At 50.2% G+C, this 11,425-nt stretch carries 10 protein-coding genes; 7 read left to right on the top strand and 3 right to left on the bottom strand.

The genetic code is table 11. The features are described 5' to 3' along the window. Nucleotides 1-2,261, bottom strand: a 2,261-nt coding sequence (locus OMP95_RS11930; protein WP_266329134.1) for a DNA translocase FtsK, incomplete at its 3' end; no start/stop codon positions are given. A 170-nt stretch (nucleotides 2,262-2,431) separates the two neighbouring features. On the opposite strand from OMP95_RS11930, the gene trxB reads away from it, so the two are divergent. From trxB to OMP95_RS11910, 4 genes are all read left to right on the top strand, one after another. Continuing rightward, nucleotides 2,432-3,367 carry a thioredoxin-disulfide reductase gene (gene trxB / locus OMP95_RS11925; RefSeq protein WP_266329132.1) on the top strand — a complete coding sequence of 312 codons (936 nt, stop codon included), beginning with the start codon at nucleotides 2,432-2,434 and terminating at the stop codon, nucleotides 3,365-3,367. 51 nt (nucleotides 3,368-3,418) lie between these two features. Further along, on the top strand, nucleotides 3,419-3,874 hold the full coding sequence (locus OMP95_RS11920; RefSeq protein ID WP_266329130.1) for a universal stress protein: 456 nt from the start codon (nucleotides 3,419-3,421) through the stop codon (nucleotides 3,872-3,874). Next, nucleotides 3,871-5,148, top strand: coding sequence for an MFS transporter (locus OMP95_RS11915; protein ID WP_266329128.1), 1,278 nt, complete (start codon nucleotides 3,871-3,873; stop codon nucleotides 5,146-5,148). Before OMP95_RS11920 ends, OMP95_RS11915 begins: the two co-directional genes overlap by 4 nt. A 63-nt stretch (nucleotides 5,149-5,211) precedes the next feature. Beyond that, nucleotides 5,212-6,246 carry a GGDEF domain-containing protein gene (locus tag OMP95_RS11910; RefSeq protein WP_266329111.1) on the top strand — a complete coding sequence of 345 codons (1,035 nt, stop codon included), beginning with the start codon at nucleotides 5,212-5,214 and terminating at the stop codon, nucleotides 6,244-6,246. Between the two features lie 15 nt (nucleotides 6,247-6,261). Here OMP95_RS11910 and OMP95_RS11905 read toward each other — a convergent pair whose 3' ends face one another. Further along, entirely contained in the window at nucleotides 6,262-6,537 is a 276-nt protein-coding gene (locus OMP95_RS11905) for a hypothetical protein (protein WP_266329109.1), read from the bottom strand. Beyond that, nucleotides 6,537-7,781: a M48 family metallopeptidase gene (locus tag OMP95_RS11900; RefSeq protein WP_266329107.1), complete on the bottom strand. Its 1,245-nt coding sequence runs from the start codon at nucleotides 7,779-7,781 to the stop codon at nucleotides 6,537-6,539. The genes OMP95_RS11905 and OMP95_RS11900 overlap by 1 nt, the downstream gene beginning before the upstream one ends. A gap of 159 nt (nucleotides 7,782-7,940) precedes the next feature. Between OMP95_RS11900 and orn the strand changes: the two genes are divergently transcribed. The 3 genes from orn to OMP95_RS11885 all read left to right on the top strand — a co-directional run. Beyond that, nucleotides 7,941-8,498 (top strand): oligoribonuclease, encoded by a 558-nt coding sequence (orn, locus tag OMP95_RS11895; protein WP_266329105.1) that lies wholly within the window; start codon nucleotides 7,941-7,943, stop codon nucleotides 8,496-8,498. 49 nt (nucleotides 8,499-8,547) lie between these two features. After that, entirely contained in the window at nucleotides 8,548-9,942 is a 1,395-nt protein-coding gene (locus tag OMP95_RS11890) for a cryptochrome/photolyase family protein (RefSeq protein WP_266329103.1), read from the top strand. A gap of 139 nt (nucleotides 9,943-10,081) precedes the next feature. Beyond that, a partial coding sequence (locus OMP95_RS11885) for an ATP-binding protein (protein ID WP_266329101.1) occupies nucleotides 10,082-11,425 on the top strand: 1,344 nt, incomplete at its 3' end.

Raw genomic sequence — 11,425 nt, 5'->3', positions numbered from 1 at the left:
CCATTACCCTGCATGGCAGACACAACACCAGCCGCCTCCATCGCTTCGACAATCCGCGCTGCCCGGTTATAACCGATTTTGAGTCGGCGCTGGATGCCGGATACCGAGGCACGCCGGCTTTCAGTCACAATTTGCACGGCCTGGTCATACAGCGGATCGGACTCAGCATCACTGGAATCGCCAAGCCCCCCTTCTCCGTCATCCCCGCTCAGATCCTGAGTAATTTCATCCAGATAATTCGGTTCGGCATTCTTTTTCAAATAATCGACAACCTGATGCACTTCATGATCATCGACAAAAGCGCCATGTATCCGTTCCGGCAAGCCGGTGCCCGGCGGCAGATAAAGCATGTCCCCCTGCCCCAGCAGCTGTTCGGCGCCCATCTGATCCAGAATGGTACGGGAATCAATCCGTGATGAAACCTGGAAAGCCATACGGGTAGGGATGTTTGCTTTGATAAGACCGGTAATGACATCGACGGAAGGCCGCTGGGTGGCCAGAATCAGGTGGATGCCCGATGCACGCGCTTTTTGCGCCAGCCTGGCGATCAGTTCTTCAACCTGTTTACCCACCACCATCATCATATCCGCCAACTCATCGACCACCACCACAATAAATGGCAGCGGCTCCAGTGTCGGCGCTACTTCGCCGGGTTCGACATCAAAGGTGGGATTTCTTATCGGTTCGCCGCGGTCAATCGCCTCTTTCACTTTTTTATTGAACCCGGCGATATTACGTACCCCTAATGCGGCCATCAGTGGATAGCGACGCTCCATCTCCGCCACACACCAGCGCAACGCATTGGCGGCTTCTTTCATATTGGTAACCACCGGCGTCAGCAGATGCGGAATATCTTCATACACGGATAATTCCAGCATTTTGGGATCAACCATGATCATTCGTACCTGCTCGGGTGTGGCTTTATAAAGCAGACTCAGAATCATCGCGTTGACCGCAACCGATTTACCCGAACCGGTAGTCCCTGCCACCAGCAGATGCGGCATTTTTTCCAGATTCGCCACCACCGGCCGGCCGGCAATATCTTTCCCCAAAGCCAGCATCAATACCGACTTATTGTTTTCATACTCATCTGAGCCGAGGATTTCACGCAAGCGGACGATTTCACGGTGCTCATTGGGAATTTCCAGTCCCACCACCGGTTTGCCCGGAATCACTTCTACGATGCGCACACTGCTGACAGATAAGGCCCGCGCCAGATCTTTAGCCAGGCCGCTGATACGGCTGACCTTGATGCCTGGTGCCGGTTGTAGTTCAAACCGTGTCACCACCGGTCCCGGCTGAACTTCAACAACTTGAACTTCAACCCCGAAATCTTTTAATTTCAATTCAACCTGGCGTGACAGCGCCTGCAACACTTCAGCGCTATAGCCCTGTTTGCTGGCCTGGGGCATATCAAGCAAAGCCAACGCCGGCATACCCGGTGAATCAGGCGTTTCAAACAACGGTACCTGTTTTTCTTTTTCTTCACGTTTGCTCGGCTCTTTTCCTTCCATAACCGGTTCAATGCGCACTTTAGCCTTGTGCTGCATTTTTTCTTTCTGCTCGCGGAAGGTTTCCTCGCGCTGCTGACGGGTGCGTCTGGCTTGCAACTCTTCTTTAATTTCACGTAACCAGCGGCCAACAAACAAAATCACCATCATCGCCACACTGCCCAGACGGTCAATCACCATCAACCAGGACAGGCCGGTAAACAAGGTCACCCCGGTCAGCAAAACAGCCAGCAATAGCAAACTGGTGCCGGAAGCACCGAACACCGCTTCGAATCCATGTCCGACCACTTCCCCGAGCACACCGCCCGCCCCCAGTGGCAGCAAATCCGCATAAGCAGTCAGACTCAAGGTAGACAGGCCACTGGCTGCCGCCAAAGCCATCAGCAGCCCCACCATTTTCAAAACCCAGAAGTGCAAGGCATCTTCACTATCGGCCCGTTTTCCCCAACTGAATAACAGCCAGCCGCTGAAACCCAGCATCAACGGAGACAAATAGGCTGGCAGACCAAAACCGTACAACAACGCATCAGCCAGCCAGGCGCCGACAATACCACCGCTATTGGCAATAAAATCATCAGCACCGGTGGTGGACCACCCCGGGTCAGTCGGCTGGTAACTCCACAATGACAGCAATAAATAAGCTGCCAATGCTAATGCCAGGATCAGCGCTGCTTCGCGCAAACGAAAGCCAACCGCGCCGGAGTCGACGTCCTGTTTCTGCTTGCCATTTACTCGTGTCGCCTGTGCCACTGTAATATTTCCAACTAAGCCAATAAATTAACGCTTGATTTTAACACAGCTTTTAAACCTGGATGCTTGTCCAAATTCACAGCAGTGGGTACTCTACTGGCAGTAGAGTACTCAGACTCGTGAATTATGAGTTTAAGCACCAGTTACTTAACCTTTCGGAGGCAACCTATATGGCTGACAGCAAACACTGTCGATTACTGATTCTCGGCTCTGGCCCTGCGGGTTACACCGCTGCGGTTTATGCTGCCCGTGCCGCACTGGAACCGGTCCTGATTACCGGCATTGAACAGGGTGGTCAGCTCACCACTACCACCGATGTTGATAACTGGCCCGGTGACGATGAAGGTGTGCAGGGACCTGAGCTGATGCAACGTATGCAACGCCATGCAGAACGCTTCGGTACTGAAGTCATCTTTGATCATATTCACACTGCAGACGTGAGTCAGCGCCCGTTTCGCCTGATCGGCGATGCCGGTGAATACACGGCGGATGCCTTGATTATTGCAACAGGCGCGTCAGCAAAATATCTGGGGCTGGAATCCGAAGAAGCCTTTAAAGGCCGTGGTGTGTCAGCCTGCGCCACTTGTGATGGATTCTTCTACAAAGATCAGCCGGTCGCCGTCGTCGGTGGCGGCAACACCGCGGTTGAGGAAGCCCTTTACCTGTCAAATATTGCCTCCAAGGTTACTGTCATTCATCGCCGTGATGCCTTCCGATCAGAAAAAATCCTGAGCAACAAACTGCTGAAAAAAGCGGAAGAAGGCAATGTGGAAATCCTCTGGGATCACACACTCGACGAAGTACTGGGTGATGATGCCGGGGTGACAGGCATCCGCATTAAAAGTACCAAAAATGACAGCACCCGGGAAGTGGATGTGCAAGGTGTTTTCATTGCCATTGGTCACCAGCCTAATACCGGTATTTTCAAGGGACAACTGGAAATGGAACATGATTACATCCTCCTCAAGAAAGGCACTGAAACCAGCGTACCCGGTGTATTTGCCGCAGGAGATGTATCAGATCCGGTTTACCGGCAGGCAGTCACGTCCGCGGGTGCAGGTTGTATGGCGGCACTGGACGCCGAACGCTTTCTGGACAACGACTAGTCAATTCAAAAGGGGCAGTGAACTGCCCTTTATTTGTTTGGAGGAACGTGCATGAGTTCTGAATATCAACACATTTTAATTGCCGCCGATTTTTCCAAACACGGCCAGGCAATCTGTCAAAAAGCGCGGGCACTGGCAGAAAGGCATCAAGCTAAATTGAGTATTTGCCACATCGTTGAGGATTTCCCGCTTACAGACTTTGCCTACGAGCCCATGATCAGTGTCGACATTGATATGCGTGATGCCTTATTGGATGCAGGAAAAAAACAACTGGCCAAGCTGGCCGCTTCATTAAACATCCCGGAACAACAGCAATGGGCAGAATGTGGCAGTCCCAGTACGGACATCGTTCGTCTTGCTGATGACAATGATGTCGATCTTATCGTGGTCGGCTCTCACGGCCGTCATGGCATTCAATTATTGCTGGGTTCAACGGCCAATGCCGTGTTACATCATGCCCACTGCGATGTACTGGCGGTAAGACTACAGGACACTCGTTCTGCGTGACACAATCCAGTTTGCTGACCACGGCCAGACTGCCGGGTTTTATGATATTTCTGGCTGTGGCCTTTATCAATGCCATGGTTGACCTTGGCCATAAAATCATCATCCAGAACACCATATTCAAAGTCTATGATGACTCCACCCAGGTCGGGCTGACCGCGATAGTGAATGGCCTGATTCTGCTGCCATTCATCTTTTTGTTTACACCAGCCGGTTTTTTATCGGATCGTTTTGCCAAACCGGTCATCATGCGCTGGGCTGCATTTATCGCTGTTATTATCACGTTATTGATCACGCTGGCCTATTATCAGGGCTGGTTTTTGTTTGCCTTTGCCATGACTTTTGTGCTCGCGGCGCAAAGCGCTTTATATTCACCCGCCAAATACGGTTATATTCGTGAGCTGGCCGGTGATAACCGGCTGGCGCCGGCCAATGGCTTTATTCAGGCCACCACCATCATTGCCATACTCAGTGGCATAATTGTGTTTACCATCCTGTTTGAATTGACCTTGTCTGGCCATGCCTACGATAATGAATCGCAACTGATCGAACATATCGCGGTAGTAGGCTGGCTGCTGGTATTTTTATCGGTCATTGAATTGATTCTCGCCTGCCGTTTGCCTGTGGTAACGGATTCAACGACACCACAACGATTTAACTGGCAGCGCTATCGTAGCGGTCATATTCTCAGAGAAAACCTGCACCGTATTCGCGTGAATCCGGTGATCTGGTATGCCATTCTGGGACTATCGATGTTCTGGAGTATTTCACAGACGTTTCTGGCCACCTTCCCGGCCTTTGCCAAAATCGTACTGGACGAAACCAATACCATCGTTATCCAAGGTTTACTGGCCTGCTCAGGCATCGGTATTATCATCGGTTCTTTGATTGCCGGCTCGGCTAAACAGGAGCAAATCAAAACCCGGCTGATCGCGTTAGGTGCGATTGGCATGTGTCTGATTTTGTTTGTTATTCCTCACCTCACTACGACGCTGATGTTTGCGCTGACAATCATGACTTTCGGCGTGTTCGGCGGTTTATTTATTATTCCGCTCAATGCCCTGATTCAACTACATGCACCATTTGAACAGTTGGGCACCATTCTGGCTGGCAATAACTGGATTCAAAATATCGTGATGACCAGCTTTCTGGCCGTGACCCTGATAGCTGCTATCGCCGCAATTGCCAGCAAAGTGATGATCCATCTGCTCCCTGTTATTACCCTGCTGCTGGCGTTATTATTGGCGTGGCGATCTTCCCAGGCACGAAATACTTGATATTACAAAGAAATTCGGCAATTCTCTTGGCTTCTGTGTGGTTAATTATAATGAGTAGCTAGCGTGAGCAAAACTTCGTCGTTTCCCCCTGTGTACAACCATGAGTTCCAACAGGCTTCAGAACATTTAAGACGGACTTTACCGCTTGTTAATCAGCATCAAACGCCGGTTAATCCGGTTAACTACGCTGTCTGGTATGAATATGTCTCCGGCGACAATACCGAACTGACCAATGCCATCGACACCCGTCTGAACAAGAAAGACCCCATCACCGCTGAAGTCATTCAGTATCTGTATGAAAAATACGTTTTGATGGGCATGCCCGAGCGGCTTGATAAAACCAATAACGGCCTGAAACTGGTGGTCGACAATACCCTGGAAAATATCAATCGCGCTGAAGCCACGGCCAGTCATTGTACGTCCGGGCTCACCAACAGCCAGTCGCTGCTGGAAAGCTGTAATGATGTGCAGCAGTTAAAATCACTGGTCAGTGAAATCCTCAGCAACACACAAAAATTGACCAGTACCAGCAGCGAGCTGAAACAGGAACTGGTGCGTTCCACAGAAGAAATAACCAAACTGCGCCGGGAACTGGAAGCAGTTAAAGAAACAGCCCGTACCGACGGTCTGACCGGACTGCTCAATCGCGGCGCGTTCAACCGCGAACTGCAGTTACTGTGTAATGAAAATGATATAACGATGTCTCTGGCTTTATTTGATATCGATCACTTTAAACGGATTAACGACACCTTCGGTCACCTGCTGGGAGACAAGGTGCTGCAGTATTTTGCCGCCATTCTGAACGGGCATCGGGATGATATACACATCGCGGCCCGTTTTGGCGGTGAAGAAATGGCGATGATCTTTGTGCACAGCAGTGAACAGGAAACCTTCCGGCTGGCTGAGTCTATCCGGCAGGAATTTGCCAGTAGTCGCCTGAAGAAAAAAGGCAGCAATGAATCTATCGGCCAGGTGACCGTATCAGCCGGTATCAGCACCTTACAGGCCGGAGACACACCCCAGACGCTGGTCGATCGTGCCGATCAGGCTTTGTATAAATCAAAAGCCGACGGCAGAAACCGCACCAACTTCTTTTAGAGTCTATTGATAGGCTCAGAACCGATAAAAGTTTTTCCGCAGATAAGTCACCACAGCTTCACGCTGCTCGTTTGTCCAGCTGACATCAGCTGCCACCGCACAGTTCTTCACCCTTTTACGCAAGCCTTCCAGCGTTTTAACTTTACGATCCTGCCGCTGATACAGCTGATAAGGGTTACCGTTACTGAGAGAAGCATGACATTGCAGACAGGCCGCATCATGCAGGGCCTGGCCCTGTGCTGATACGGCAACTGACAGCAATAATCCAGTGATCAATAACAGTACACGCATCAAACAGTGCCTGATTGCAGGTGGGCAATACGTAACGCAGCGGGAGGATGCGAGTCATACACCGCTGACACCAGCGGGTCCGGTGTTAAGGTACTGGCATTTTCCTGATACAAAGCCACCAGCGCGGTAATCAGATCATCGGCATTGGCCACAGAAGCGGCATAGTCGTCTGCTTCATACTCATACTTGCGTGACAGCGCAGTCAGCAGCGGATGCAGGAAGAACAGGAATACCGGAATCACCAGCATAAACAAAGCCAGCGCCATCGCATCAGACTGGGTGCTGACACCCAGCCCTTCATAAAACCAGGCCTGTCCGGACACCCAACCCAGTAAGGCCAGCCCCAGCAGACTCAATCCTGCCATCACAAACATGTTCTTGATCACATGTTTACGGCGGAAATGTCCCAGCTCATGGGCCAGAACAGCTTCAATCTGATCTTCATTAAGGGTATTCAGCAAGGTATCGAAGAACACAATACGTTTATTGTTACCCAAGCCGGTGAAATAGGCATTACCGTGGCCACTGCGGCGTGAACCATCCATCACATAAATGCCCTGGCTTTTAAAACCACAGCGTGCCAACAGCGCTTCTACCCGCTGTTGCAGATTGGCATCTTCCAGCGGGGTGAATTTGTTGAACAATGGGGCGATAAACGCCGGATAAGCCCACATCATCACCAAAGCAAAAACCATCCAGGCACCCCAGAGATACAGCCACCACAACTCACCGGCACTGTTCATCATCCACAAAGCCATAGCGACCAGAATCCCGCCCATAATGACAGTCAGCAACGTTTGTTTGACAAAATCGGAAAAGAACAAACCAGGTGTATTGCGGTTAAAACCGAAACGCTCTTCCAGAACAAAGGTTCGGAAATAAGAAAACGGCAACTCCAATACAGAGCCAATCACCAGAAAGCTGAGAAAGAAAACAATGCCGCCAACCATGGCTGGCAACTCAAGCTGACTCCAGGTTTCGGACAGCAAGGCCAGCCCGCCCCCCAATGTCCACAACAGCAGAATAACCATGGCAAAAAGGCTCTCACTGCGATTGAATTTACCCTTGGCAGCGGTGTAGTCTGCGGCTTTTTGATGGGAGGCCAAACTGATTTGGTCTTTGAAAGCCGTCGGCACTTCATCACGGTGCGCTTGCACATATCGCCCCTGACGCACGGACAGCCATATCTCGACAGCTGTCATCACGATTACGGCAGTTAAGAATATCCAGCTAAATTCATTCATAAATTTCAGACCCAGTTTGAATGTCAGGAAGGTGAAATTATATCTACCCAGAGGGTGAAAACATAATTGCCCTCTTCTTAAAAAATGTCATGCAGAGTAGCGTTTGATACAATCAGTGGCAAGTAAGTTCACTCACCACATAAGATAAAGACGGAGACCATGGCCAAAAGCAAAAACAACCTGATCTGGATTGACTTGGAAATGACTGGTCTCGACACCAACAACGACTATATCATTGAAATCGCTACTATCGTCACAGACAGCAAATTAAATGTTTTAGCTGAAGGACCGGTTTTTGCCATTCATCAGCATGACGCTATTCTGGAAGGCATGGATGACTGGAACACCCGTCAGCATGGTAAATCCGGTTTAACCGAACGTGTCCGCAACAGTACGGTCACCGAGGCCGAAGCCGAACAGCAGACGCTGGCTTTTCTGAGCAAATATGTCCCGGCCGGCGCGTCACCCATGTGTGGTAACAGCATTTGTCAGGATCGTCGTTTTCTCGCCCGCTGCATGCCGGATCTTGAAGCCTTTTTCCATTACCGCAATCTTGATGTCAGCAGCCTGAAAGAACTGGCCCGGCGCTGGGCTCCCAAAGTGGAAAAAGCTTACAGGAAACGATCTACCCATTTGGCCATGGACGATATCAAAGACTCCATCCGCGAATTGGAACACTACCGCGAACATTTCATAAAATTGCCTGAGGCTGAGTAAATAAAACCAGCTATGCCGTACTCACCGCGGACTTTCAAAAGGCCAACAAATGAGTGCAACACAGCTGGTCTGGTTACGAAATGATTTGCGACTAGACGATAATCCCGCGTTATATCAGGCACAGCAGCAAGGCAAAATCCATGTTGTCTTCTGTGCCACACCAAAGCAATGGCAGCGGCATCATGAGTCAGCTGCCAGACTGGGGCTGAAAGCCGCCGCCCTGAATGATTTGGCCAAGCGGCTAGCTGAGCTGGGTATTCCCTTTACATTGCTCGAATGCCCGCTGTTCAAAGATGTGCCCGAGGCTTTAGCGAGATTTTGTCGGCAGCATACCATCAGCGATATCTGGTTTAATCAGGAAACACCGCTTGATGAAAGACGGCGTGATCAGCTTGTCTGCCAACAACTGGCAGCGGCCAATATTCATTGTCATGCCTTGCCCTATGATTTATTGGTCGCCTCGCCGATACTAAACCAGCAGCAGAAACCTTTCCAGATCTTTACACCTTATTATCGCCGCTGGTTGCAATTGCTCCAGCAGACATCAGCTGATCCTTACCCGATAGTGGAAAAACAGGGACCAGCGCTGCTTCACCACCCCATCAGCTGCATTTGGGCAGGCCAGTTTCGCGAGGATATCTGGCCAGCCGGCGAAAAGCAGGTGCTCAATAAGCTGCACGCTTTCTGCGAAAAACAGCTCAAAGCCTATCCAACCCAACGGGATATCCCTGCCGCTCCCGCCACCAGCATCTTGTCGCCTTATCTGGCCAACGGGCAAATCGGCCCTCGGCGCCTGCTGGCTTATCTTCAATATCACTGCCTGCAACAAGGTTTACACTGGCAGGACAATGACTGGCTGCGGGAACTGGCCTGGCGGGATTTTTATCGCCAGCTGATGTTACATTTCCCCCGGCTGAGCATGGGTAAAGCATTCAAACCGGTAACGGAACAAATCCCGTGGTGTGATGATGAAGCCGGTTTCCAGGCCTGGTGTGAGGGAAGAACCGGTTTTCCCATCGTCGATGCCGCCATGCGTCAACTGCTGCAAACCGGCTGGATGCACAATCGCCTGAGGATGATTGCGGCCAGCTTTCTGAGTAAATTACTGCTTATCGACTGGCGCCGCGGTGAACAGTTTTTCATGCAACATCTTGTCGACGGCGAATTTGCCGCCAATAACGGTGGCTGGCAGTGGAGCGCCTCCACCGGTTGCGATGCCGCACCTTATTTTCGGGTATTCAACCCCACAACGCAGTCAGAGAAATTTGATCCGGATGGCACGTTTATCCGCCGTTTTGTTCCGGAATTAAGTGCTGTTGATAAAAAACAGATCCACAATCCGGCTGCTGACCTGCGCCACAGCCTGGCTTATCCGTTACCGGTAGTCGATTACAAATCGGCACGGCAACAGGCCATCGCCGTATTTGCTGATTTAAAGCCATAATCTGCCATCAGTGATAACCAGACATTAGCTGCAAGCCTGCACCTTGTGCTGACGGTTTACCTGAGCTCCGATACGCACCTTTCCAGGTTGTTTCGGTATATCATAGCCCACTAATTTTGATTTTAAATTGTTCAAGCTGATGGCCAGATATGATTTACATGGATATTTAGATCCTGCTTTGCCGGCACTGGATGCCACGACCACAGCAGAGTTAAATCTCCACGCAGCTAAAGATCTGGCAAAACGTTCAATAGCCGGCAGCCTTATCGTACTGCTGGCTTTGCTCTTCTCCGCCATGTCCTCGCCCCTCATGCATGAGGCTTATACCTTTTCCTGCACGTTGTTCACGCTAATGACCGTGATTGTATTACTGCGCTTTTTCAGTATTCATTTACTGCTGAAACAACGGATTTCATTGCTGCGATGGCAAAAGCTAACCTATTTTATTTTTTTTATCTCCGCAGTTATCTGGGGAGTGTATGTCAGTGTCAGTCTGTTTCTGTATCAGACCAGCACCATCAATATGGTGATTCTGATGTTCACCATTGGCATCGCAGCCGGTGCCGTCACCAGCCTGTTTATCTGGAAACGGCTGACACAGATGTATCTGACATTGGTCTTTGTACCCATCACAACCGTTATTATTATTGACTGGCATCTGTTCAGCGCCAGCATGGTGTTTGGGCTTACGGCCTATTTCATTTTTCTATTAGTACAGGTTAACCGTGCTAACACCGAGTACTGGCGCGCTTTATGTGTTAACACATTACTGCAAAAACAGACTGATGAACTGGTGCAGGCTAAAGAACAGGCGGAAAAAGCCAATCTGGCCAAAACCGAATTTCTGTCCAGTATGAGTCATGAATTGCGTACGCCACTCAATGCCATTCTGGGTTTTACCCAGTTGCTGGCCACCGATCCCGACACCCCACCTAACGCACAACAAAAAATAAGCCTAGACCATATATTCAAGGCCAGTAACCACTTACTGACACTGATTAATCAGGTACTGGATCTGGCCAAAGTTGAAGCCGGTGATTTGGATTTGCAGCTGACCGCTGTCAACATCAGTAAACTGGTGGATGACTGTCTGCCGCTGATTCAAACACTGGCAAATGAAAAACAGGTCAGTCTGGATATTAAGGCCAATACCGATCTGGAAGTGATGGCGGATCCGATGCGTCTGAAACAGGTGCTGATCAACCTGCTCAGTAACGGCATCAAATACAATAAAACCGGTGGTATGCTGACTTTGGAATATGAACAGCAGCCCGCCAGTCTGAGAGTGAAAATCAAAGATACCGGCATTGGTATTCCTGAGAAACATCAGCAGGCCATGTTCCGATCTTTTTCCCGCCTCGGCCAGGAAAACTCTACCACCGAAGGCAGTGGCGTCGGACTGGTTATCACCAAAAACCTGCTGCAGGCCATGAACGGTCAGCTTGACTTTGAAAGCAGGGAAGACCGGGGCTCTACTTTCTGG

The organism is Methylophaga sp. OBS4 (assembly GCF_026319305.1).
Taxonomy (GTDB): domain Bacteria; phylum Pseudomonadota; class Gammaproteobacteria; order Nitrosococcales; family Methylophagaceae; genus Methylophaga.
This window is presented reverse-complemented; position numbering and strand designations above follow the sequence as displayed.